Here is a 22,234-nt window from a genome sequence, read left to right on the forward strand (position 1 = left end):
GGCTACCTTCCCTCCAGACGGAAATACAGGGTCTTGGTGGCTTCACGGGCCACCGGCTGACCGTTCTCCCGACGCGGGGCAAACCGCCAGCGGGCAGCGGCGCGGCGCGCCTCGCGCTCGAACACTCCGCGGGGCTCGGCGTGGGTAACCCGCAGGTTCTCCACCCGGCCATCGGCGGTGATGGTGAAGGCCAGGGTGACCTCACCCTCGATGCCTGCGGCCAGCGCCCGCTGGGGATAGTTCGGCGGAATATCCACCAGCGGCGTTACCTCCTCGGCGGTGGAGGGCTCTGCCGCCGGTGCCGCTGCGGCTTCAGGCGGCGCGGCGGGCGCCACCACGGCGGGGGCCTCGGCGGCGGTCAATCCACTGAGCGAGGGCGTCACCGCAATGTTGATACCCGGCGTCGGCAGGTTGGGCACCGCGATATTCAGCTGCATGCTGCTGTCGACCCGGGGCTGCTGCACGGACGGCGGCTGCGGCACCTCGGGCGGTTGCGGGCGCTCCGGCGCCTCGCGTGGCTGTCTCTGGCGGGCATCGCTCTGGGTATCGGAGACGCTGCGCACGAAACTGATCCGCGCCAGCTCGCTGGTCGGTTCGCGGTTGTCCCGCGGCGGCATGACCAGCGCGATCATCAGGGCGAACAGCGCCAGCGCCACCAGCAGTCCACCGGCAAAGCTGACCAGCAGCCGCATCAGATGTCTCCCGCGGTGGCTGCCAGGGCCACGTCGGTAACCCCGGCCATGCGCACCTGATCCATGACCCGGATCACCACGCCGCTGCGGGCGTCCTGATCGGCCTGCACCACCACGCTGCTGTCGGGCTGGTCCACCCGCAGCCGCTCCACCGCCGCGCGCACGCCGCGGATATCCACCTGCTGGCGATCGATCCAGATCTCGCCGTTGGGGTCCACCGCAATCAGGATGTTGCCCTTGGGCTGCTGCTCAGCACTGTCCGCGCTCGGGGTGTTGACCTCGATGCCGGTGGTCTTGATGAAAGTGCTGGTGACGATGAAGAAGATCAGCATGATGAACACCACGTCGAGCATGGGTGTCAGGTCGATGCCGGCCTCTTCGTCGCTGGCCGCGGAATGTCTGCGCATGCGCATGTCGAGAGTTTCCTATTCGTGACGCAGGCGGTCGGATAACCGCTGCATGGCAAGCCGCGACTGGGCATCGAGGCGGGCCAGACAAAACAGACCGCTGATGGCGATCACCATCCCGGCCATGGTCGGTACCGTGGCCCGTGACACCCCGCCGGCCATGGCCCGGGGGTTGCCGGTGCCGCTGACCGACAGCACATCGAATACCTGGATCATGCCGCTGACCGTACCCAGCAGGCCGAGCAGCGGACACAGGGCGATCAGCACCCGGATCAACGGCATGAAGCGCTCCAGGCGCTGTCGGGCGACTGACAGCCAGGCCTGGCGGACGTAGCGCGAAGCGACGCTGCTGCGATCGCTGCGGCGCAGCCAGTGACGCTCCAGCCCCGCTGCACGCTGGGGGAAGATCCGCCACAGATACCACAGGCGCTCGACCATCAGCGTCCAGAGCACTATGGTGAACCCGAGAATGGTCCACAGCACCCAGCCGCCGCTGTCGAGGAAGTCCCGCAGCAACCAGAAGGCTTCACTCACCACGTTTGGCTCCGGGGTCCAGATGCAGGGCGATGAGCCCGGCGCTCTGCTGTTCCAGCACCTGGGTCAGGGCCTTGCTGCGCGCGGCCAGGGTGGCATGCAGGAACAGCAGCGGAATGGCCACTACCAGACCCTGGACCGTGGTCACCAGGGCCTGGGAAATGCCACCGGCCATCAGCTTCGGATCACTGGTACCGAACAGGGTGATGGCCTGGAAGGTGACGATCATGCCGGTGACGGTACCCAGCAGGCCGAGCAGCGGGGCAACGGCGGCGAACAGCTTGATCAGCGAGTTGCCGCGATCCAGCACCGGGGTTTCCCGCAGGATGGCCTCGTCCAGCTTCAGCTCCAGGGTCTCCAGATCCTCCAGCCTGGGCTGATCGCCGATCACACCGAGAATGCGGCCCAGCGGGTTGTCGTCACGCAGGTTGCCCAGGTCGTTGGCCTGCTGATCGATCTGCCGGGAGACACGGAACAGCCAAGCCAGCTTGGCCAGCGCCAGCAGCACGCCCAGGGCGCCGAGGGCCATGATCACGTAGCCGACCAGACCGCCCTGGTGCACGCGGTCCATGAAGGTCGGGGTCTGCTGCATCTGCGCCAGCACGGTACCCCGGGTCGGGTCCACCAGCAGATCCGCCAGCTCGCTGCGCGGTGCGGCAAAATCCCTGATCAGATCCCGCGAGCCCGGCTGCCGGTTGAGCACCTGCAGCACCTCCACCTCGCTGCGGTAACCCAGGTACTGGTCATCGGCGATGGCCACGAAGGGGCCGACCAGCAGTACCGGCGCCTGCTGTTGCTGGCCGTCGCGGTCGACCACGGGCGCATTGATCCTGCTGATCCTGCCGCTGGCGGTCATGTCTTCCTGCAGCATGAACCAGAACTGCTCCAGACTCTCCACGGTGGGAATGCGGGTAGATGAGGCCAGCCGATCGAGCTGCGCCAGGCGATCGGGAAACTGGATGTTGAGCAGGGAATCCTGCCACTGACTGCGGGTGTCGGAGGCCATCTGGCGGACCACGCCGAACAGCTCGCCGAGGTAACCGCTGCGCTGCTTCATCTGCGCCTCGGTGTCGGCCAGCGCCTGTTCCAGACGGTCGAATTCAGCCTTGAGCCGGTCAGCCTCGGCCTTGATCGGCGCCAGCTCCTGCTCGGCCTGCCGCATCAGCTGCTGCTGGCGGTCGCGCTCACGCAGGAACTCGGCTTCGCGCTCGCGCATGGCGGCCTGCTCGCTGCTGCGCAGCTGGCGGATGTCCTGCAGCAGCTGGTCCAGAGAGGCGGGCTGGGCCAGGGCAATGGGGCTGGCCAGTACCAGGGTCAGGGCAATCCAGAAATGTCTCATTGTGCAGCTCCCTGTTCACTGACCGGGGGTAAGGGCAGACGCAGCAGCGCCGGGGTCTGCTGCTGGCGGGCAATATTGAGGCCCTGCTGCAGGGTGCGATTGTAGCTGGCGGGCAATGGCTGCCATTGCCGGGAGGCGTTGTCCCAGTAGCCCTGGGTGTGGCCGTCCAGGGTCTGGTAGAACAGCATCAGCCGGCCCAGCCGCAGGAACTCCACCACACGTTCACTGCCGTCGACGTCCAGACTGCCGCGCCAGGCTTCCAGGGTACGGCCGTAATCACTCTCGATCTGATACGCCTCCAGTACCCGGCGGTATTTTTCTGCCACTGTCACTTCCGGGCGGATCATCAGGGCCTTGAGCTGCTCCAGGCGGTCGGTGCGCTCATCCAGCAGGAAGGGCACGTCCAGCTCGATGAACTGCTCGAGCGAGCTGAGCATGCGCTGCAACAGTGGCATGACCTCGGCCTGGGTTTCCTCGATGGTCGCCAGCTGCGCCTGCAGCTCCGCCAGCTCCCGGCGCTGGGATTCGACCATGCCGGCCAGCTGCTTGTTGTAGTCGGCCAGCTGGTCCTTCTGCTGGATGGCGTTGCGATAGCGGTTCAGCGCATCCCGTGTTGCATCGTCCAGCTGATCGATACGCTGTTGCGAGCGTTGCGCCTCCGTCATCAGCGCCTCACCCTCGGCCAGCGCCTGCTCCCCCGCACTCTGCGCCAGGGCCAGTCCCGGTAACAGCCCCGCCATCAGGATTATTCGAACCAATCTCATCCGCTATCTCCAGCTCCGGCGGAATAAGGCACCCCGCCACAAAAGAGAACCATTATCATCTGCATCCCATCACAATTCAACCGCGACATTCCGTCGCAAGCCCTTCCGGCCGAACAATTGCTTCAGATCAATATTTGCTCCGACCCGGCTTCGTAAAGTGGCTCCATCAAAACTTCAGGAGCCAACACCTATGTCACGCACTGTATCCAGACTCTCCGCCGGCCTGCTGCTTGTTCCCGCTCTGCTGGCGGCTTCCATCGCCCAGGCCCACCAGGCCGGTGACATCATTGTCCGCGCCGGCGCGGTCACTGTTGATCCGCGTGAGGACAGTGGTCGCCTCAATCTGGACGGCGCAGCCGCTGGTGGTACCAGCGCAACCTTGGACAGCGACACCCAGCTGGGTCTGAACTTTGCCTACATGCTGACCGACAAGGTCGGTATTGAGCTGCTGGCTGCTACCCCCTTCAGTCATGAAGTGGGCGTCAAAGGTGTAAGCGCCCTGACCGGCATACCTGGCCTGGACGGAAAACTGGCGGATATCAAGCACCTGCCGCCGACCGTGAGCGTGGTGTACTACCCGCTGGCCAACGGTTCTGCGTTCCAACCCTACGTTGGCGTAGGTCTGAACTACACCACCTTCTTCCAGGAAGACCTGAGCAGCGCCAGGAAGGCGCAGGGCTTCAGCAGCCTGGAGCTGGACGACTCCTTTGGCCTGGCCTTCCAGGTTGGTGCTGACTATATGCTCAGCGACAAATGGATGGTCAACGCCCAGGTTCGCTATATCGATATCGATACCGAAGCTACCGTCAAGGGCCCCACTGCTCTCGGCGTGCAGAAGACCAAAGTCGACGTCGACGTCGATCCCTGGGTGTACATGGTGGGTCTGGGCTACAAGTTCTGATCGCCTGCCCTGCAATGACAACGGCCGCTTCTGCGGCCGTTGTCATTTGTGGGTTCCGGATTGCCTCAGCGGCTGAGCTGCTCCAGCAATTCGGGCATCTGCGCGCGCCAGCTGCGCTGCTTGATGCCGAACACCATCATCAGCTGGCGCGCCAGCAGCGCGGCGTTGCGCGGCCGACCACCCAGGGCTGGCAGGGTTTCGAAGGGCGCCGGTTCGATGGCGACGTCGGCCTGCAGCTGGCCGCTGCCGATCAGCTCCTGCATCACATACTGGACAAAGCCGATCCAGGTGGTCGCTTCACTGCTGCCATAGTGATAGGTACCCCACAACGGGGCCGCGCAGTCGATCTGCTTGAGCACCGACAGAATCACCCGTGCGGCGTCGGCGACCGGCGTGGGGTTGCCCCGCCACTCCTCGGCCAGGGTGATCAGCCTGGTGGACTTGAGCTGATCGACCAGCTGACCCAGGGGGCCGTCCGGGCAGGCATCAAGCAGCCAGCTGAAACGCATTATCACATGCTGGGGGCAGCGATCACGCAGCAGCCGCTCCAGATCCAGCTGCAACTGCCCGAGGGCGCCGGCGGGGGATTCCTCATCCTTTTCGGTATAGGCCGACGACTTGCGCCCGTCGAACACCCGGGCGCTGGAAAGCATCATCAAGGGTGTCTGCCTGGCTGCACAGCCCTCGATCAGCCGTTCTTCGAAGGCCCGCTGGGCCTCCAGGGTCTGCGCGTCCTGCAGGCCCAGCTGGAACTGCTCGCGATAGAACGCCAGGTTGAGTATCAGGTCGGGCTTGGCGCCATTGAGCAACTGGTCGGCCATGTCCGGCTGCCAGCCCTGCTCCGGACGCTCCACCGCCTCCAGCCGGATGAACTCGGCCGCCGCCTGGGACAGCAATGCCTGCCCCATCGAGTTCTCCGCCCCCAGCACCAAAACCCGCATTCGCATTCAGATAGACCCGCCCATGCCATTGAGATAGTGCATTGTGCAATGTCCAGCGCGATCCGTCACCCGGGTTTCTGCGGTCTCAGGTATAGGTGATCAGCGCCTGACGATCCGGCCGATCCAGATGGGGGACATTGTTGAAGCTGCTCAGGCGCATGGCTCGGCTGTTGAAGCGGCAGTGGGTGATGGCCGTGTTGCGGGTCTGCAGGTTGAGTTCGATCATCACCGACTCCGGTGCCTGCAGCAGCTGGCGCACCACCATGGCAATGGCGCCGCCGGAACTGACCACCAGCAGACGCTGCCCGACATGGTTCTGCATGACGGTGTCACAGAAGGTTTTCAGACGTTGTTCGAAGCTGGCCCAGGTCTCGGGCAGATCACCCTGCAGCTCGCCGGTCGACCACAGCAATATGCCCTTCTTCAAACGACGGAAGAAGTCGGCTGCCACCGGCTTCTCCGGCAGGGCATGTTCGGGGAACTGGGTGGTATAGGCGCGCAGCACCGAGTGGAAATCGAACTCGTTGAGCTCCGGATACACCTGGAACTGCTGCTCCCCAAGGCCCATGCCCACGCAGATGCCTTCGGCCGTCTCCCGATGACGCACCATGTCCCCGGTGATGATGTGATCGAACCGGGTGTCGCGCTCGGCAAAGTATTCACCCAGCAGGCGCGCCTGCTCATGCCCCAGCTCGGACAGCTGGTCGTAATTGCTTGAGCCGAAGGACGCCTGACCATGGCGCACAAAATAGATTTCCGACATGCCTGCTCCACAGATTCTGGGCGAAAAAAAAGCCCGGGGCATCCATACTCATGCAGCCCAACCGGATAGACAAGGTCATCAAAGAAGAGAATACCTGCGGCAAAGTGACAACTATCCTGCCAGAGGGGGCAGGACTGGTGCTTTACCTCGGCTCCACAACTCAGCAGGAAACCCGACAGAAAGTCTTGATTTTTATCTTGATAGCAGTTGCCTTGTCCTGACCGTACAGTTCTTTGCTTTTTATCTGGCCTCTTTTTTTACTGGGACCCGCTCGGTAAACCCCTACCTGATGTATCCCGGGTTCGACAACCCGCGCTTCTTTGGCCAATTCCAGACCATAATGATACCGATCATGCATGGACTATATTTTCATCGCATTTGGCAAGAGAAAATATTCAACCGCGGGATACTGGCAGCGATACTGATTCTTCAATGGTGTATTGTCTGGGCTCTGGCAGGGCGCGGTGTCATGCTCGGAATAGCAGCCGCCTTCAGCATCTTGCTACTTACTACAGGCCCTCGGTACAGGAGGCTGCTCCTGCAAGCGCTACTTGCCATGCTGATCGGACTAGCCCTGTACTGGCTGTTTTTCTTCTGCATCCCTTCCTGGGCCGGACTGGCACAGGATATTCCTTCCGGCCTGAGGTTTGGTCTATCAAAGCGCGACACCCTATGGCTTGGCGCGTGGGAGATGATCAAGAGCAATCCTCTGCTGGGCGTTGGCCCGCTACACTTTTCCGCTGTCTGGAATCATATAGGTGCCCATCCTCACCAGGCCGTGTTGCAATTTGCAGCAGAATGGGGAGTACCGGCAACGCTGCTGCTGTTATGGATCGTCGCACGCGCCATGTGGCAGGGGTTAATGGTAGTACGTACGCAACCCACTCCCTTGGACGCTGGTCTCTGGGCAGCACTAATGGCATCGCTGGTGCTGGCTCAGGTAGACGGCGTATTTGTCATGCCCTACACCGAAGGCTGGCTGGCACTCATAGCTGGCCTGGCCTTGGCACGATGGCAACAACCAGGTCATGCAGCCAACACCTTGAGCCTCTGGTCCGGGTATATGATGAAAGCCGTTCTGTTGCTGGCAGTTCTTGTTATCGCCAAAATCCTGATCGTCGACGTCCCTGTTTTGCATGAGACCTATCGTGAGTTTTACGAACAGCACCGTATCGGCAGCCCACCAAGATTCTGGGATCAAGGGTGGATTCCAATGTAGTGTCCTACTATCCGATAGAGGAGCATTTGTACTCCTCCCCCCCCAACTCGCCAAGACTCGTTGTTTCCGGGGTTAAAACCATCAGCTATATAAGCTTTTAGAGAGCCTGGCCGACAGGGTTGTGCCGACGGTCGGTTTTCAGGACCGGAAAATGCTCCTGCATTTACGGCACTTCCGCCATCCCTGGCGGTCGGATAAAAACCGCGAGCTTACAGGGACGTACTTGCAGCGTGTCGTAGCAGGGGCGTCCCAACGCAACGGCGGAAACGCCGAGTGGCTGAAGGTTTTTACCCACCCTTTCTGATTGCCCGCACCGTCTCAGGTGCCTGCTTCGCAGCCTTTCGGCGCGAGGGCGCGCCTCCTACAGGAAAGGTGGCCCAAGATTTGTGCTTCGCTACAGACAGGATGATTTGCGACAGAGCGGCAAGCAAGACTTCAATGCAACCGACTGGCCACCAGTCTGTTCAGACTGACACCCACCTCCGCCGCCTGAATCACCAGTGAACGGTGTGTTTCGGGCGAGTCCGCTCATCGAGCTGGTGCTCGACGCTCCCAGGTGGGGCGTTATGCTGCGCTTCAGAGCTTCATTACTTCAAACTTGCCGGGTACGCTGAATCGCCAGCCAACCTTGAACACGCCACCGCCAGTGATGCGTTCCGCCTGCTCGGTAATAGCTGGCCACCAGCGGACCAGATTGTGCGCAGTATCCCAGAAAGGTGCCTTGTGCCATTGTTTTGCGAGAACAAAGATAGCCAGCCCCGACTCACTGAACGCTCGCTTTTCCATCGATCCCTTGCTGAATTTATCCTTGGAAACGACAACCCAGTTGCCTTCCGCCCGCAATTGACTGATCCACTCGATATCAGGCGTATTGGCCTTGAACTTTTCACGCAAGGCAGTGACCTGATGCCCATCGGCTTTACTCAGCTCATGTAAAGCCCTGGCCAATGCTGGAGGCAGATTGTTATCCAGAAGAAACTTCATGCAGCATCCTTGCTCTCGAAACGAACGGCGGCCTCCACTTCAGCAGGGGATATCTCGTAGAGGCGTGCGACCCGGCGGGCATTGCGGTTTTCAGCGATAAAAGCAGCAGCCACCGACTGGGTATCTATGCCGGACTGATCGAGAATAGGCTTGCCGAAATGCCGACTGGGGTCCAGAACCACGGCCTTGCTGCGCTTGAGCGGATACCAGCGCAGCGCTTCACCTTCACTGTCATAGTCAATACCGGCGTACAACGAATCACTGATCACCTGCTTGAAGGCATATTGACGCTTTACCAGATCGATAAGTGATTCATCCCCCGTCTGTTCCAGGACAGTGGCAAAGATACTGCGACCATCTGTCTGAAAACGCCGACAGGTGAAAGGATATGGCTGCTTGAACCACTCGGCAGCATGCTGTGACGCCGCCCGGATAGCTTGCAAACTGATCCCATGCTGACGAAAAGCATGCACAAAGCGCACTTCCAGCAGGTCATGAAAACCAAGTGTTTTCTCATCCAGATCAACCAGCGCTGGCTGCCACAGCCCTGGATACTGCTTGCCGTCAGCGCGGTAGCCGAATACCCAGCGACCAAGTTGTGCCGCCGGAATGCCGGTATAGGCAGCGGCTTCAGGCAGGCTATACAGACCAACACCGATCAACGGGCTGATGGAGGAAGTGGAAGTCATGTTTGCCAGTCCAGGTACGGCCATCCTTGGTACCTTGCATGCTTTTGAGGAGCAACCAATTTAGCATGGATACCTCCCATGAACGAGCGACTGGCTCACACCCCGCGCCATGTCTACCGCCGAGCCCTTTCATCGAGCTGGTGCTCGACGTTCCCGGGTGGGGGCGTTGTGCTTGATCAAAAAAGCCCTGGGGTTCAGGGCTTTTTGGGTTTGCAGCTGGATTCCCGCTTTCGCGGGAAATGACGATATTCCGTTCTAGAACGGAATGTCGTCATCAAAGCTGTCGTAATCCGGCATCTGCTGCGGCTGCTGGGCCGGTGCCGGCTGCTGGGCGTACTGCTGCTGTTGCTGCGGCGCGGCCGGGCGCGATTGCTGCGGGCGCTGGCCCATGTTGTCGCCACCACCCTGGCCACGGCTGTCGAGCAGCTGCATCTGGCCATTGATGTCGACCACCACCTCGGTGGTGTAACGCTTGATGCCGTCCTTTTCCCACTCGCGGGTCTGCAGTCGGCCCTCGACGTAGAGCTTGGAGCCCTTGCGTACATATTCGCCGACGATCTCCGCCAGGCGACCGAAGAACACCACGCGGTGCCACTCGGTACGTTCCTGCTGCTGACCGGTCTGCTTGTCCTTCCAGCTGTCGCTGGTTGCCAGCGTCACGTTGGCGACGGCGTTGCCGTTGGGCATGTAGCGCACTTCCGGGTCGCCGCCCACGTTACCGATCAGGATTACCTTGTTTACGCCTCTGGCCATGCTCACTCTCCTCGGGTGTCTGGTGTATGTCAGACCGGATGCAGTACCCGGTCCAGTTGCTCGCGATCCAGCACCTGTGTATCGACTTTTATATAAGCGGCTGCTTCCTCAGCCACGATGATTGCCTCAGCCACTCCCGGTACATCCAGTACTCTGCGAAGCAATGCTTCATCCCTGACCAGTGTAGGGTCCACTGCCAGACGATAGCTCGTCACGTACGGAGGCTCGTCCATGGTAGCACCAATCGCCAGCCAGGAAATGGCCAGCAGCGCACAACAGACGAACACCCCGCCGAGACCGAAACTGCCGTAGACGGCGCCGCCCAGCACGCCGCCCAGGGCGGCACCGGCGAACTGGCTGGTGGAATAGATGCCCATCGCCGTGCCCTTGCTGCCGGCCGGAGCGATCTTGCTCAGCATCGACGGCAGGGTGGCCTCCAGTACGTTGAAGGCGGTGAAGAACAGCACCACCGCCACCACCAGTGCCGCCAGCGAGTTCATGCTCAGCCACATGAGCAGCTGGGTCAGCGCCAGCAGCAGGATGGCGCCCAGCACCACCCGCTTCATCCGTCGGCGCCGCTCGGCATAGATGATCAGCGGCACCATGCCGATGAAGGACAGCAGCAGGCCGGCAAGATAGACCCACCAGTGCTGCTCCCGCGGCAAACCGGCATGCTCCTGCAGGGCCAGCGGCAGGGCCACGAAACAGGCCATCAGCAGCGCATGGAGTACCGCGATGCCGTAATCCAGGCGCAGCAGATCGGCGTTGCGCAGGGCCGGCAGAAAAGCGCCTCTGGCTACCCCGGCGTCGCGATGGTGCTGCGCCTGCTGCGGGCTGGGTACCACCAGCGCCACCAGCGCGATGCCCACCAGCGCCAGCAGGGAGGTGCTGTAGAACACCCCGGCCAGGCCGGCGGCACCGGCGATCAGCGGGCCGACTACCATGGCCACGGCAAACGACAGACCGATGCTCATGCCGATCATGGCCATGGCCTTGGTACGATGCTGGTCCCGGGTCAGGTCGGCGACCAGGGCCATGATGGCAGCGGCGATGGCACCGGCGCCCTGCAGGATGCGCCCGGCCAGCACACCCAGCATGCTGTCGGCCTGCCCCGCCACCAGCCCGCCGAGGGCGAACAGGATCAGGCCACCTATGATCACCGGCTTGCGCCCAATGCGATCGGACAGCATGCCGAAGGGTATCTGCAGAAAGGCCTGGGTCAGACCGTAGGCACCGATGGCCATGCCGATCAGCAACGGGGTGGCGCCTGCGAGGTCCTGACCGTAGGTGGCCAGCACCGGCAGCACCATGAACAGCCCGAGCATGCGGAAGGCGAACACGCTGGCCAGCGAGGCGGCGGCGCGGCGCTCCTCGGATGACATGCTATCGGGCTGGTACATGGAAACTCCGGGTAGTGACAAAGGGCGGCATTTTAGCACGGCTGCTCGGGCAACACCGAACCCGTGCGCCCGTGCCGCAGGCCCGCCCGCGGCCGCATGTCTGGCAGCGGTTCGCTGGCTGTTTTTTGTCCGTTTTTTTGCGGGGATTGGCGCCGAACACGTATACTATCGGGCTTTGCTGTCTACCGGGTGGTGTACCTTGGATACAATCTCGATTCGTGGGGCGCGTACCCACAACCTGAAGAACATTGATCTGGAACTGCCCCGCGACAAGCTCATCGTGATCACCGGGTTGTCGGGCTCCGGCAAGTCCTCGCTGGCCTTCGATACCCTGTACGCCGAGGGGCAGCGCCGCTACGTGGAGTCCCTCTCGGCCTACGCGCGGCAGTTCCTGTCGATGATGGAAAAACCCGATGTGGATCACATCGAGGGCCTGTCACCGGCCATCTCCATCGAGCAGAAGTCCACCTCGCACAACCCCCGCTCCACCGTCGGCACCATCACCGAGATCTACGATTACCTGCGCCTGCTGTTTGCCCGCGCCGGGGAGCCGCGCTGCCCGGATCATGACCTGCCCCTGGCGGCACAGACCGTCAGCCAGATGGTCGACCAGGTGCTGGCGCTGCCCGAGGGCAGCAAGCTGATGCTGCTGGCACCGGTGATGCGCGAGCGCAAGGGCGAGCACCTGGCACTGCTCGACGAGCTGCGCGCCCAGGGCTTTGTCCGTGCCCGCATCGACGGCCGCATCCACGAGCTGGACGAAGCGCCGGCGCTGGAAAAGAACCGCAAGCACACCATCGAGGTGGTGGTAGACCGCTTCAAGGTCCGCGAGGACCTGCAACTGCGTCTGGCCGAGTCCTTCGAGACCGCCCTGCACCTGGCCGATGGCATCGCCATCATCGCTCCCATGGACGGCGAGGAACTGGAGGAAATCACCTTCAGCTCCCGCTTTGCCTGCCCCCAGTGCGGCCACTCGATCAGCGAGCTGGAGCCGCGGCTGTTCTCCTTCAACAACCCGGCCGGCGCCTGCAGCGGCTGCGATGGTCTGGGCGTCAAGCAGTTCTTCGATGCCCGCCGCCTGGTCAATGGTGAACTGACCCTGGCCGAAGGAGCCATCCGCGGCTGGGATCGGCGCAACGTCTACTACTTCCAGATGCTCAGCTCGCTGGCCGAGCACTACGGCATCGATCTGGATCAGCCCTTCGACGACATCAGCGAAAAGCACCGCAAGCTGATTCTGCAGGGTACCGGCAGCGAGAAGGTGCCCTTCCGCTACCTGAACGACCGGGGCGATATCGTCAAGCGCGAACACCCCTTCGAGGGCATAGTGCCCAACCTGGAGCGGCGCTACCGGGAAACCGAGTCCCAGAGCGTGCGCGAGGAGCTGGCCAAGTACCTCAGCACACAGCCCTGCCCGGACTGCAGCGGCACCCGCCTGCGCCGCGAGGCGCGGCACGTGTTCATCGACGACCGCAACCTGCCGGGCCTGACCACCCTGCCGGTCGGCGCGGCGGCCGAATACTTTGCCCAGCTGACCCTGCCCGGCAGCCGCGGCGAGATCGCCGAGAAGATTCTCAAGGAAATCCGCGCCCGCCTGCAGTTCCTGGTCAATGTCGGCCTCGATTACCTGGCGCTGGATCGCAGCGCCGATACCCTGTCCGGCGGCGAGGCCCAGCGCATCCGCCTGGCCAGCCAGATCGGCGCCGGTCTGGTCGGGGTCATGTATATCCTCGACGAGCCCTCCATCGGCCTGCACCAGCGCGACAACGAGCGTCTGCTCAGCACCCTGATCCACCTGCGGGATCTGGGCAACACCGTGATCGTGGTCGAGCATGACGAGGACGCCATCCGCCTGGCCGATTATGTGGTGGACATAGGCCCCGGTGCCGGCGTCCATGGCGGCCGGATCGTCTCCCACGGCACCCCCGAGCAGGTCATGGCCGACCCGAACTCGCTGACCGGCCAGTACCTGTCCGGGGCGAAGAAGATCCCGGTACCGGGCAAGCGCATCCCGCCGAGCAAGGACAAGTGGCTGCGACTCAAGGGCGCCTGCGGCAACAACCTGAAGAAGGTTGATCTGGAGATTCCGGTGGGCCTGTTCACCTGTGTCACCGGGGTCTCCGGCTCGGGCAAGTCGACCCTGATCAACAATACCCTGTTCCCGATCACCGCCACCGCGCTGAACGGTGCCACCACCCTGGATGCCGCGCCCTACGACAGCTTCGATGGCCTGCAGCACCTGGACAAGGTGGTGGACATCGACCAAAGCCCGATCGGCCGCACCCCGCGCTCCAACCCGGCCACCTACACCGGTCTGTTCACGCCGATCCGCGATCTGTTCGCCGGCACCCAGGAAGCCCGCTCCCGCGGCTACAAGGCCGGGCGTTTCTCCTTCAACGTCAAGGGTGGGCGCTGCGAGGCCTGTCAGGGCGACGGCCTGATCAAGGTGGAAATGCACTTCCTGCCGGATATCTACGTGCCCTGCGACGTGTGCAAGAGCAAGCGCTACAACCGCGAGACGCTGGAGATCAAGTACAAGGGCAAGAACATCCACGAAGTGCTGGAGATGACCATCGAGGAGGCGCGGGAGTTCTTCGATGCGGTACCGGCGCTGGCGCGCAAGCTGCAGACGCTGATCGACGTGGGCCTGTCCTATGTGCGTCTGGGCCAGTCCGCCACCACCCTGTCCGGCGGCGAAGCCCAGCGGGTGAAGCTGGCGCGGGAGCTGTCCAAGCGCGATACCGGCAAGACCCTGTACATCCTCGACGAGCCGACCACCGGCCTGCACTTTGCCGACATCCAGCAGCTGCTGGACGTGCTGCACCGCCTGCGCGACCACGGCAACACCCTGGTGGTGATCGAGCACAATCTGGATGTCATCAAGACTGCGGACTGGATTGTTGATATCGGCCCTGAAGGGGGCTCCGGCGGGGGCCAGATCATCGCCACCGGCACCCCGGAACAGATCGCCGAAGCACCGCAGTCGCATACCGGGAAGTTCCTCGGCCCATTGCTGGAGCGGGATAGATAGTCCGGGGCGGCAACCCCTCTTGCCGGGATGGAACCCGGCACGCCATTGAGTGCACTACCCTCCCTGGGAACGTCAAGCACCAGCTTGATGAGCGGACTGACTGGCAGCAGAGCAGCATCCTGCAGCGTCGCGGACGAGCTGGTGCTCGTCCCTCCCAGGGTTGGCCCGCCCTCGCTCAATAACCGCCCGTAGCTCACCAGATGATCCGTTACTCGCCTCCCGGACGTCAGGAGAACTGCCCGGTCAATACCCCCTGGAGCGCCAGCCCTGATAAACTGCCAACCCGCGCCATCCGGCGGCAATCATGCAATTCACCATGTTCTACGGGAACCCTTGTGATTGAATTTCAGCAGGTAACCAAGGCCTACCAGGTAGCAGGGCGTGAGATTCCCGCCCTTCACAGCACCGACCTGACCATTGAAGCGGGTCAGGTGTTCGGCATCATCGGCCATTCGGGGGCCGGCAAGAGCACCCTGCTGCGCCTGATCAACCGTCTGGAAGAACCCAGCAGCGGCCGCATCCGGGTCAACGGCGAGGACGTCACCGCGCTGGATGCCGCCGGCCTGCGCCGTTTCCGTCAGCGGGTGGGGATGATCTTCCAGCACTTCAACCTGCTGTCCTCGGCCACGGTGGCGGACAACGTCGCCCTGCCCCTGCGGCTGGCCGGCGAGCTGGATCGCGGGCAGATCAACCAGCGGGTGCGCGCGCTGCTGGAACGGGTCGGCCTGAGCGATCACGCCAACAAGTACCCGGCGCAGCTGTCCGGCGGGCAGAAACAGCGGGTCGGCATTGCCCGCGCCCTGTCCACCGAGCCGAGCATACTGCTGTGCGACGAGGCCACCAGCGCCCTCGACCCCCACACCACCCGTCAGGTGCTGCAGCTGCTGGCGGAGATCAATCAGGAACTGAAGCTGACCATAGTACTGATCACCCACGAGATGGACGTGATCCGCCGGGTCTGTGATCAGGTGGCGGTGATGGACGGCGGCCATATCGTCGAGCAGGGTCAGGTCACCGACGTGTTCCTGCACCCCCAGCATCCGACCACCCGCAGCTTCGTGTTCGACGACGAGAGCGATGAACAGCAGGCCGACGACTTTGCCCATGTGCCGGGCCGCATCCTGCGCCTGACCTTCCTCGGCGAGTCCACCTTCGCCCCGCTGCTCGGCCAGGTGGCCCGGGCCACCGGCGTGGACTACAGCATTCTCGCCGGTCGCATCGACCGCATCCGTGACCTGCCCTGCGGCCAGCTGACCCTGGCCCTGATCGGGGGTGATGTGGATGCCGCCATGGCCCTGCTGCAGGCCTCCCAAGTGCATGTCGAGGTACTACGCACATGAGCGAACTCTTCACCAATATCGACTGGTACGACATCTGGATCGCCACCCTGGATACCCTGCTGATGCTGGGTGGCTCGCTGCTGTTCACCGTGCTGTTCGGGCTGCCGCTGGGTATCCTGCTGTTTCTCACCGGGCCCCGGCAGATGTTCCAGCGCAACGGCCTGTACGCGGTGCTGTCGCTGATCGTCAACGCCCTGCGCTCGCTGCCCTTCATCATCCTGCTGATCGTGATGATCCCGGTGACCAAGCTGATTACCGGCACCTCCCTGGGCGTGGCCGGCGCCATTCCGCCGCTGGTGGTGGGTGCCACCCCCTTCTTCGCCCGTCTGGTGGAAACCGCCCTGCGCGAAGTGGATCGGGGCATCATCGAGGCGACCCAGTCCATGGGCGCCACCACGGCGCAGATCATCACCCGCGCCCTGCTGCCGGAGGCGCGCCCCGGCATCATCGCTGCGATCACCGTGATCGCCATTACCCTGGTCTCCTATACCGCCATGGCCGGGGTGGTGGGCGGCGGAGGACTCGGCGACCTGGCCATCCGCTACGGTTATCAGCGATTCCAGACTGATGTAATGGTGGTTACCGTTGTATTACTGCTGGTATTGGTGCAGATTCTGCAAAGTATCGGCGACCGCCTGGTTGTCCACTATTCCCGTAAATAAATAACAGGCACTGACCTCACCTTTCGGAGCATTTCATGAAAAAGATCGTAGCTGTCCTGGCGCTGGCCACTGCGTTTGGCGCCCACGCTGCTGAGAAACTCAGCGTCGCCGCCACTGCTGTTCCCCACGCGGAGATCCTCGAGTTCGTCAAACCCACTCTGGCCGAACAGGGCGTGGAGCTGGATATCAAGGTCTTCACCGACTACGTGCAGCCGAACCTGCAGGTCGCCGAAGGCCGTCTGGATTCCAACTTCTTCCAGCACAAGCCCTACCTGGATGAGTTCAACAAGGGTCGCGGTACCGATCTGGTGAGCGTGGCCAACGTCCACGTCGAGCCCTTCGGTATCTATTCCAGCAAGCTGGAATCGCTGGACAACATCCCCAGCCGCGCCACCGTGGCCATCCCCAACGACGCCACCAATGGCGGCCGCGCTCTGCTGCTGCTGGCCAAGGCCGGGCTGATCACCCTGAAGGACGACACCAACATCCTGTCCACCCCGCGTGACATCGCTGACAACCCGCACAAGCTGCGCATCCGCGAGCTGGAAGCGGCCACCCTGCCCCGCGTTCTGGATCAGGTGGATCTGGCTCTGATCAACACCAACTACGCTCTGGAAGCCGGCCTGAACCCCACCACCGACGCCTTGGCCATCGAAGGTGAGGATTCCCCTTACGCCAACATCCTGGTCACCCGCTCCGACAACAAGGACGCCGAAGCCGTCAGCAAGCTGGTTAACGCTCTGCAGAGCGACGAGGTGAAGGCCTTCATCGAAGAGAAGTACAAGGGCGCGGTGGTTCCGGCGTTCTGATTTGTAGTCACTCCCAATAAATCCCCTGTCACGAACGCGCGGCAGGGGATTTTTTTGTTCAGCGGATTTTAACGCCACCATGCTTGCGTGTCCGTGCAGGCCTCTGCGTTGGTACGCCCCTGCTAGGAGCCCGTGCAAGGCCGTTCTGGGGTGCAGGGCCGTGCCGACACGCCGTGAATACATCCCTGTAGGCTCGCGGTTTTCATCCCTGAAAACCGACGGTCGGCACAACCCTGCCCCCCAGCCCGCCTATAAACTCCGCAGCTGCTGAAAGCAAAACCATCAGCCACTCGGAGTTTCCGCCGTTGCGTTGGGACGGCCCTGATACGACCGTTTGATGTCAGGGATGACATCAACGAGCCTACACGGACGTACTTGCGGCGTGTCGTAGCGGGGGCGTACCAACGCAGAGGCTACCGGAAGATTCGCCGCCATAACGAATACCACGCAGACACAAAAAACCCGCGACTGATACCACGTCGCGGGTTGTTTCCTGCCCCCAGTCCGTTATCAGACTGGTACTTCGGACATCGGAATGCCCAGAGCTTTTGCCACACCCTCGCCATAGGCCGGATCAGCCTTGTAGCAGTGGGTGATGTGACGAATCATGATGTGGCGCTCCACACCGTTCATCGCCCGAGCCGTATTGTCGAACAACCGCTGTTGCGCGTCTGCCGGCATCAGTCGGAACAGATCGCCAGGCTGGGTGAAGTAGTCCGCATCCTCGGCCCGATAGTCATAACGGGCGGCGGGACCCTCCAGCGCCATCGGCGGCTCGCTGAAATCGGGCTGCTGCTGCCATTCGCCATAAGTATTCGGCTCGTAATGCAGGCGGCTGCCCTGGTTGCCGTCAACCCGCATGGCACCATCGCGGTGATAGCTGTGTACCGGGCAACGGGGCGCGTTTACCGGGATCTGGTGGTGGTTCACACCCAGACGGTAGCGCTGCGCATCGCCGTAGGAGAACAGACGCCCCTGCAGCATGCGATCCGGCGAGAAGCTGATGCCGGGCACCACGTTGGCCGGGGTGAAGGCAGCCTGCTCCACATCCTGGAAGTAGTTGTCCGGATTGCGGTTGAGCTCCATGTAGCCCACCTCGATCAGGGGGTAGTCCTTCTTCGACCAGACCTTGGTCAGATCGAACGGATGGAAGCGATAGTTGGCAGCCTCTTCCTCGGGCATGATCTGCACGTACATGGTCCAGCGCGGGAAGTCACCGTTCTCGATCGCCTCGTACAGGTCCCGCTGAGAGCTTTCGCGGTCATTGGCCACGATGGCGGCTGCTTCCGCGTCGGTCAGGTTCTTGATGCCCTGCTGGGTCTTGAAGTGGAACTTGACCCAGTAGCGCTTGTGATCGGCGCTGATGAAGCTGTAGGTATGCGAGCCGAACAGGTGCATGTGGCGGTAGCCGGCGGGAATACCCCGATCACCCATGACGTAGGTAATCTGGTGCAACGCCTCGGGCAACCCGGTCCAGAAGTCCCAGTTGTTGTTGGCGTTGCGCATGTTGGTGCGCGGGTCGCGCTTCACCGCGTGGTTGAGGTCGGGGAATTTCAGCGGGTCGCGGAAGAAGAACACCGGGGTGTTGTTGCCCACCAGGTCCCAGTTGCCCTGCTCGGTGTAGAACTTCAAGGCTGCGCCACGGATATCGCGCTCGGCGTCAGCCGCGCCACGCTCACCGGCCACGGTGGAGAAGCGGGCAAACATCGGGGTGCGCTTGCCGACTTCCGAAAAGATCCGTGCCTTGGTGTACTGGCTGATGTCATGGGTGACAACGAACTCACCGAAGGCACCCGAGCCCTTGGCGTGCATGCGGCGCTCCGGGATCACTTCGCGATCGAAGTGCGCCAGCTTCTCCAGGAACCAGACATCCTGCAGCAGCATGGGACCGCGGGGCCCTGCGGTCATCACATTCTGGTTATCTGCAACGGGGGCGCCTGCTACCGTGGTGAGTCTTGGTTTGTCTGTCATATCCCATCTCCTGAAGTCGTACTGCCAACGACTCGCTGGCGATGGGGACATGATAGGGAGCCGCTTTCTATTGAACCAATGAGTTGATCAAACGACGACGATAGGCTTTTTGCATGACTGAATGTCAGGCACAAAAAACCGGGCCAGAGCCCGGTTCTTCGTGAACTGTTGCAGCTTACTCTTCGGAAGCAGCAGCCAGTTCGGGGCGGTCAACCAGTTCCACGTAGGCCATGGGTGCCGCATCACCAGCGCGGAAGCCGCACTTGAGGATACGGATATAGCCGCCGGGACGGTCTGCGTAGCGCTTGCCCAGGTCGTTGAACAGCTTGCCCACAGCTTCTTTGCTGCGGGTGCGGTCAAACGCCAGACGGCGGTTGGCTACGGTATCTTCTTTCGCCAGGGTGATCAGCGGCTCTGCGACGCGGCGCAATTCCTTGGCCTTGGGCAGAGTGGTTTTGATCAGTTCGTTTTCGAACAGCGACACCGCCATGTTCTGGAACATGGCCTTGCGGTGCGAGCTGGTCCGACTCAGGTGACGACCACTTTTACGATGACGCATCTCTCAATTCCTCGGTGTCAGACGATCAGGCGTTAACCTTGTCGTCCTTCTTCAAGCTAGCAGGCGGCCAGTTGTCCAGACGCATACCGAGTGACAGACCACGGGAAGCCAGAACGTCCTTGATCTCGGTCAGGGACTTCTTGCCCAGGTTCGGGGTCTTCAGCAGTTCCACTTCGGTACGCTGGATCAGATCGCCAATATAGTAAATGTTTTCTGCTTTCAGGCAGTTGGCCGAACGGACAGTCAGCTCCAGGTCGTCAACCGGGCGCAGCAGGATCGGATCGATCTCGTCTTCCTGCTGCTCCACCACCGGCTCCTGATCGCTCTTCAGGTCAACGAAGGCGGCCAGCTGGTGCTGCAGGATGGTGGCAGCGCGACGAATCGCTTCTTCCGGATCCAGAGTACCGTTGGTTTCCAGGTCGATGACCAGTTTGTCCAGGTCAGTGCGCTGTTCAACCCGCGCGCTCTCGACTACGTAGGCCACGCGGCGAACCGGGGTGTAGGTAGCATCGAGCTGCAGACGACCGATGGAACGGCTCTCGTCCTCGTCGGACTGGCGGGCATCAGCGGGCTGATAACCGCGACCACGGGCAATCACCAGTTTCATGTTCAGCGCGCCGTTGGCGGACAGCGTGGCGATGTGGTGATCGGGATTGACGATCTCCACATCGTGATCCAGCTGGATATCGCCAGCGGTGACCGGGCCCTCACCCTTCTTGGACAGGGTCAGGGTAACCTGGTCGCGACCATGCATCTTGACTGCCAGACCCTTGAGGTTCAGCAGGATCTCGATGACATCTTCCTGGACGCCTTCAATGGCGCTGTACTCATGCAAAACGCCATCGATTTCCGCCTCTACCACGGCACAACCGGGCATGGACGAGAGCAGAATGCGCCGCAGCGCATTGCCCAGGGTATGACCGAAGCCACGCTCCAGCGGCTCAAGAGTGATCTTGGCACGCGTGGGCGAGGCTTCTTGAACGTCGATATGACGTGGAGTAAGAAACTCGGCAACCGAATTTTGCATGAAAGGCACCTTTTGCTGACTATCGCTTACTTGGAGTAGAGCTCGACGATCAGGTTTTCGTTGATGTCGGCGTACAGATCACTCCGGGCGGGCAGGCTCTTGAAGACACCTTCCTTCTTGGCAGTATCGACTTGCAGCCACTCTGCCTGGCCACGCTGGGCCGCCAGTTCCAGGGCGCTGTTGATGCGCAGCTGGTTCTTGGCCTTTTCGCGAACGGCTACCACGTCACCCGGGGATACCAGGTAGGAAGCGATGTTCACGGTCTTGCCGTTAACGCTGATTGCCTTATGGGATACCAGCTGACGCGCTTCGGCGCGAGTTGCACCAAAGCCCATGCGGTAGACCACGTTGTCCAGACGACGCTCGAGCAGTTGCAGCAGGTTCTCACCGGTAGCACCCTTCAGACGGGCAGCTTCCTTGTAGTAGTTGCTGAACTGACGCTCCAGGACGCCATAGATGCGACGAACTTTTTGCTTCTCGCGCAGCTGGGTACCGTACTCGGAGAGACGACCGCGACGCTGACCATGCACGCCAGGCGCATTGTCCTGCTTGCACTTGGAGTCCAGCGCGCGAACACCGCTCTTGAGGAACAGATCAGTGCCTTCGCGACGAGACAGCTTACATTTGGGACCAATATATCGAGCCATTTAACCGTCTCCTGATTACACGCGGCGCTTCTTGGGCGGGCGACAGCCGTTATGTGGGATGGGGGTGACGTCGGTAATGCTGCTGATCTTGTAACCACAGGAATTCAGCGCACGTACGGCGGACTCACGACCCGGGCCAGGGCCCTTCACATTAACGTCGAGGTTTTTCAGACCATATTCCAGTGCGGCCTGGCCAGCACGCTCGGCTGCAACCTGTGCAGCAAAGGGAGTGCTTTTCCGCGAACCGCGGAAACCGGAGCCACCGGAAGTCGCCCAGCTCAGAGCATTGCCCTGACGGTCGGTGATGGTGATGATGGTGTTGTTGAAGGACGCATGGATGTGGGCGATCCCATCAACCACCGTCTTTTTTACTTTCTTACGAACACGAGCAGCAGGCTTAGCCATATCTGTATATTCCTTCGCGATTACTTACGGATCGGCTTGCGCGGACCCTTGCGGGTACGGGCGTTGGTCTTGGTGCGCTGGCCGCGAACCGGAAGACCACGACGATGACGCAGACCACGATAGCAACCCAGATCCATGAGACGCTTGATGTTCATGTTGATCACGCGGCGCAGGTCACCTTCAGTGGTGTTCTTGGCGACCTCGTTACGCAGCAGATCAATCTGCTCCTCGCTCAGATCCTTGATCTTGGCGCTGGGCTCAATGCCAGCGGCGGCACAGATCTGTTGTGCCTTGGTTTGACCGATACCATAGATATAGGTCAGAGAGATAACAGCATGCTTGTTATCCGGGATGTTGACGCCTGCAATACGGGCCATCCAAATTTACTCCGTCTGAC

The 22,234-nt window shown here is 61.9% G+C and carries 23 protein-coding genes and 1 pseudogene; 6 read left to right on the top strand and 18 right to left on the bottom strand.

What is annotated here, in order from left to right; translation table 11 throughout:
* Positions 1-2: 2 nt before the first annotated feature.
* Genes BM046_RS14335 through BM046_RS14355 form a run of 5 tightly spaced genes read right to left on the bottom strand, consistent with a single transcriptional unit; the run spans position 3 to position 3,736 of the window.
* Positions 3-692 (bottom strand): energy transducer TonB, encoded by a 690-nt coding sequence (locus tag BM046_RS14335; protein ID WP_090540675.1) that lies wholly within the window; start codon positions 690-692, stop codon positions 3-5.
* The gene (locus BM046_RS14340) at positions 692-1,105 is read right to left on the bottom strand and encodes an ExbD/TolR family protein (RefSeq protein ID WP_090540677.1); all 414 of its coding nucleotides are present in this window, start codon (positions 1,103-1,105) and stop codon (positions 692-694) included. The genes BM046_RS14335 and BM046_RS14340 overlap by 1 nt, the downstream gene beginning before the upstream one ends.
* A gap of 12 nt (positions 1,106-1,117) precedes the next feature.
* Positions 1,118-1,633, bottom strand: a complete 516-nt coding sequence (locus BM046_RS14345) for a MotA/TolQ/ExbB proton channel family protein (RefSeq protein ID WP_235818657.1) — start codon at positions 1,631-1,633, stop codon at positions 1,118-1,120.
* On the bottom strand, positions 1,626-2,972 hold the full coding sequence (locus BM046_RS14350) for a MotA/TolQ/ExbB proton channel family protein (protein WP_090540680.1): 1,347 nt from the start codon (positions 2,970-2,972) through the stop codon (positions 1,626-1,628). The genes BM046_RS14345 and BM046_RS14350 overlap by 8 nt, the downstream gene beginning before the upstream one ends.
* A complete protein-coding gene (locus BM046_RS14355; RefSeq protein WP_090540682.1) occupies positions 2,969-3,736 on the bottom strand; it encodes a DUF3450 domain-containing protein in 768 nt (255 codons plus the stop codon). The genes BM046_RS14350 and BM046_RS14355 overlap by 4 nt, the downstream gene beginning before the upstream one ends.
* A 190-nt stretch (positions 3,737-3,926) precedes the next feature.
* On the opposite strand from BM046_RS14355, the gene BM046_RS14360 reads away from it, so the two are divergent.
* Positions 3,927-4,637, top strand: coding sequence for an OmpW/AlkL family protein (locus BM046_RS14360; RefSeq protein ID WP_090540683.1), 711 nt, complete (start codon positions 3,927-3,929; stop codon positions 4,635-4,637).
* 65 nt (positions 4,638-4,702) lie between these two features.
* Here the strand turns inward: BM046_RS14360 and BM046_RS14365 are convergent, their stop codons facing one another.
* The gene (locus BM046_RS14365) at positions 4,703-5,584 is read right to left on the bottom strand and encodes a sugar nucleotide-binding protein (RefSeq protein ID WP_090540685.1); all 882 of its coding nucleotides are present in this window, start codon (positions 5,582-5,584) and stop codon (positions 4,703-4,705) included.
* Positions 5,585-5,663: 79 nt separating this feature from the next.
* Entirely contained in the window at positions 5,664-6,341 is a 678-nt protein-coding gene (locus tag BM046_RS14370) for a histidine phosphatase family protein (RefSeq protein WP_090540687.1), read from the bottom strand.
* Here BM046_RS14370 and BM046_RS14375 point away from each other — a divergent pair.
* Positions 6,340-7,560 carry an O-antigen ligase family protein gene (locus BM046_RS14375; protein ID WP_235818658.1) on the top strand — a complete coding sequence of 407 codons (1,221 nt, stop codon included), beginning with the start codon at positions 6,340-6,342 and terminating at the stop codon, positions 7,558-7,560. The genes BM046_RS14370 and BM046_RS14375 overlap by 2 nt on opposite strands.
* 435 nt (positions 7,561-7,995) lie before the next feature.
* Here the strand turns inward: BM046_RS14375 and BM046_RS16525 are convergent.
* The 5 genes and pseudogenes from BM046_RS16525 to BM046_RS14400 all read right to left on the bottom strand — a co-directional run.
* Positions 7,996-8,070, bottom strand: a pseudogene (locus BM046_RS16525) (toxin-antitoxin system HicB family antitoxin); the annotation flags it as partial.
* Positions 8,071-8,136: 66 nt separating this feature from the next.
* On the bottom strand, positions 8,137-8,544 hold the full coding sequence (locus BM046_RS14385; RefSeq protein ID WP_090540689.1) for a DUF5615 family PIN-like protein: 408 nt from the start codon (positions 8,542-8,544) through the stop codon (positions 8,137-8,139).
* Positions 8,541-9,233 carry a DUF433 domain-containing protein gene (locus BM046_RS14390; RefSeq protein ID WP_090540692.1) on the bottom strand — a complete coding sequence of 231 codons (693 nt, stop codon included), beginning with the start codon at positions 9,231-9,233 and terminating at the stop codon, positions 8,541-8,543. The genes BM046_RS14385 and BM046_RS14390 overlap by 4 nt, the downstream gene beginning before the upstream one ends.
* A gap of 255 nt (positions 9,234-9,488) precedes the next feature.
* The gene (gene ssb, locus BM046_RS14395) at positions 9,489-9,986 is read right to left on the bottom strand and encodes a single-stranded DNA-binding protein (protein WP_090540694.1); all 498 of its coding nucleotides are present in this window, start codon (positions 9,984-9,986) and stop codon (positions 9,489-9,491) included.
* A gap of 29 nt (positions 9,987-10,015) precedes the next feature.
* Entirely contained in the window at positions 10,016-11,386 is a 1,371-nt protein-coding gene (locus tag BM046_RS14400; RefSeq protein WP_090540695.1) for an MFS transporter, read from the bottom strand.
* Positions 11,387-11,585: 199 nt separating this feature from the next.
* On the opposite strand from BM046_RS14400, the gene uvrA reads away from it, so the two are divergent.
* The 4 genes from uvrA (at position 11,586) to BM046_RS14420 (ending at position 17,228) form a co-directional block, all read left to right on the top strand.
* Positions 11,586-14,417, top strand: a complete 2,832-nt coding sequence (gene uvrA, locus BM046_RS14405) for an excinuclease ABC subunit UvrA (protein ID WP_090540697.1) — start codon at positions 11,586-11,588, stop codon at positions 14,415-14,417.
* 335 nt (positions 14,418-14,752) lie between these two features.
* Complete coding sequence (locus BM046_RS14410) at positions 14,753-15,757, top strand: methionine ABC transporter ATP-binding protein (RefSeq protein ID WP_090540699.1); 1,005 nt, start codon at positions 14,753-14,755, stop codon at positions 15,755-15,757.
* Entirely contained in the window at positions 15,754-16,419 is a 666-nt protein-coding gene (locus tag BM046_RS14415) for a methionine ABC transporter permease (RefSeq protein ID WP_090540701.1), read from the top strand. The genes BM046_RS14410 and BM046_RS14415 overlap by 4 nt, the downstream gene beginning before the upstream one ends.
* A 35-nt stretch (positions 16,420-16,454) precedes the next feature.
* Positions 16,455-17,228 (top strand): MetQ/NlpA family ABC transporter substrate-binding protein, encoded by a 774-nt coding sequence (locus BM046_RS14420; protein ID WP_090540703.1) that lies wholly within the window; start codon positions 16,455-16,457, stop codon positions 17,226-17,228.
* A 510-nt stretch (positions 17,229-17,738) separates the two neighbouring features.
* On the opposite strand, the gene BM046_RS14425 is transcribed toward BM046_RS14420, so the two are convergent.
* The 6 genes from BM046_RS14425 to rpsM all read right to left on the bottom strand — a co-directional run bounded on the left by BM046_RS14425 (position 17,739) and on the right by rpsM (position 22,214).
* A complete protein-coding gene (locus tag BM046_RS14425) occupies positions 17,739-19,199 on the bottom strand; it encodes a catalase (protein ID WP_090540705.1) in 1,461 nt (486 codons plus the stop codon).
* A gap of 175 nt (positions 19,200-19,374) precedes the next feature.
* A complete protein-coding gene (gene rplQ / locus BM046_RS14430; protein WP_090540706.1) occupies positions 19,375-19,758 on the bottom strand; it encodes a 50S ribosomal protein L17 in 384 nt (127 codons plus the stop codon).
* A gap of 25 nt (positions 19,759-19,783) precedes the next feature.
* The gene (locus BM046_RS14435) at positions 19,784-20,785 is read right to left on the bottom strand and encodes a DNA-directed RNA polymerase subunit alpha (RefSeq protein ID WP_090540707.1); all 1,002 of its coding nucleotides are present in this window, start codon (positions 20,783-20,785) and stop codon (positions 19,784-19,786) included.
* Positions 20,786-20,811: 26 nt separating this feature from the next.
* Positions 20,812-21,432, bottom strand: a complete 621-nt coding sequence (gene rpsD / locus BM046_RS14440; protein WP_090540709.1) for a 30S ribosomal protein S4 — start codon at positions 21,430-21,432, stop codon at positions 20,812-20,814.
* 15 nt (positions 21,433-21,447) lie between these two features.
* The gene (rpsK, locus tag BM046_RS14445) at positions 21,448-21,837 is read right to left on the bottom strand and encodes a 30S ribosomal protein S11 (RefSeq protein ID WP_090540710.1); all 390 of its coding nucleotides are present in this window, start codon (positions 21,835-21,837) and stop codon (positions 21,448-21,450) included.
* 20 nt (positions 21,838-21,857) lie between these two features.
* The gene (rpsM, locus tag BM046_RS14450) at positions 21,858-22,214 is read right to left on the bottom strand and encodes a 30S ribosomal protein S13 (RefSeq protein ID WP_090540712.1); all 357 of its coding nucleotides are present in this window, start codon (positions 22,212-22,214) and stop codon (positions 21,858-21,860) included.
* Between the last annotated feature and the right edge of the window lie 20 nt (positions 22,215-22,234).

Origin of the sequence: Halopseudomonas formosensis (assembly GCF_900115905.1) — a bacterium.
GTDB lineage: Bacteria > Pseudomonadota > Gammaproteobacteria > Pseudomonadales > Pseudomonadaceae > Halopseudomonas > Halopseudomonas formosensis.

What these genes read in the sequence shown, in the direction of transcription:
- BM046_RS14335 (WP_090540675.1), bottom strand. Translation starts at nt 692, where the DNA reads ATGCGGCTGCTGGTCAGCTTTGCCGGTGGACTGCTGGTGGCGCTGGCG.
- BM046_RS14340 (WP_090540677.1), bottom strand. Translation starts at nt 1,105, where the DNA reads ATGCGCATGCGCAGACATTCCGCGGCCAGCGACGAAGAGGCCGGCATC.
- BM046_RS14350 (WP_090540680.1), bottom strand. Translation starts at nt 2,972, where the DNA reads ATGAGACATTTCTGGATTGCCCTGACCCTGGTACTGGCCAGCCCCATT.
- BM046_RS14355 (WP_090540682.1), bottom strand. Translation starts at nt 3,736, where the DNA reads ATGAGATTGGTTCGAATAATCCTGATGGCGGGGCTGTTACCGGGACTG.
- BM046_RS14360 (WP_090540683.1), top strand. Translation starts at nt 3,927, where the DNA reads ATGTCACGCACTGTATCCAGACTCTCCGCCGGCCTGCTGCTTGTTCCC.
- BM046_RS14365 (WP_090540685.1), bottom strand. Translation starts at nt 5,584, where the DNA reads ATGCGAATGCGGGTTTTGGTGCTGGGGGCGGAGAACTCGATGGGGCAG.
- BM046_RS14375 (WP_235818658.1), top strand. Translation starts at nt 6,340, where the DNA reads ATGCCTGCTCCACAGATTCTGGGCGAAAAAAAAGCCCGGGGCATCCAT.
- BM046_RS14370 (WP_090540687.1), bottom strand. Translation starts at nt 6,341, where the DNA reads ATGTCGGAAATCTATTTTGTGCGCCATGGTCAGGCGTCCTTCGGCTCA.
- BM046_RS14385 (WP_090540689.1), bottom strand. Translation starts at nt 8,544, where the DNA reads ATGAAGTTTCTTCTGGATAACAATCTGCCTCCAGCATTGGCCAGGGCT.
- BM046_RS14390 (WP_090540692.1), bottom strand. Translation starts at nt 9,233, where the DNA reads ATGACTTCCACTTCCTCCATCAGCCCGTTGATCGGTGTTGGTCTGTAT.
- ssb (WP_090540694.1), bottom strand. Translation starts at nt 9,986, where the DNA reads ATGGCCAGAGGCGTAAACAAGGTAATCCTGATCGGTAACGTGGGCGGC.
- BM046_RS14400 (WP_090540695.1), bottom strand. Translation starts at nt 11,386, where the DNA reads ATGTACCAGCCCGATAGCATGTCATCCGAGGAGCGCCGCGCCGCCGCC.
- BM046_RS14415 (WP_090540701.1), top strand. Translation starts at nt 15,754, where the DNA reads ATGAGCGAACTCTTCACCAATATCGACTGGTACGACATCTGGATCGCC.
- BM046_RS14420 (WP_090540703.1), top strand. Translation starts at nt 16,455, where the DNA reads ATGAAAAAGATCGTAGCTGTCCTGGCGCTGGCCACTGCGTTTGGCGCC.
- BM046_RS14425 (WP_090540705.1), bottom strand. Translation starts at nt 19,199, where the DNA reads ATGACAGACAAACCAAGACTCACCACGGTAGCAGGCGCCCCCGTTGCA.
- rplQ (WP_090540706.1), bottom strand. Translation starts at nt 19,758, where the DNA reads ATGCGTCATCGTAAAAGTGGTCGTCACCTGAGTCGGACCAGCTCGCAC.
- BM046_RS14435 (WP_090540707.1), bottom strand. Translation starts at nt 20,785, where the DNA reads ATGCAAAATTCGGTTGCCGAGTTTCTTACTCCACGTCATATCGACGTT.
- rpsD (WP_090540709.1), bottom strand. Translation starts at nt 21,432, where the DNA reads ATGGCTCGATATATTGGTCCCAAATGTAAGCTGTCTCGTCGCGAAGGC.
- rpsK (WP_090540710.1), bottom strand. Translation starts at nt 21,837, where the DNA reads ATGGCTAAGCCTGCTGCTCGTGTTCGTAAGAAAGTAAAAAAGACGGTG.
- rpsM (WP_090540712.1), bottom strand. Translation starts at nt 22,214, where the DNA reads ATGGCCCGTATTGCAGGCGTCAACATCCCGGATAACAAGCATGCTGTT.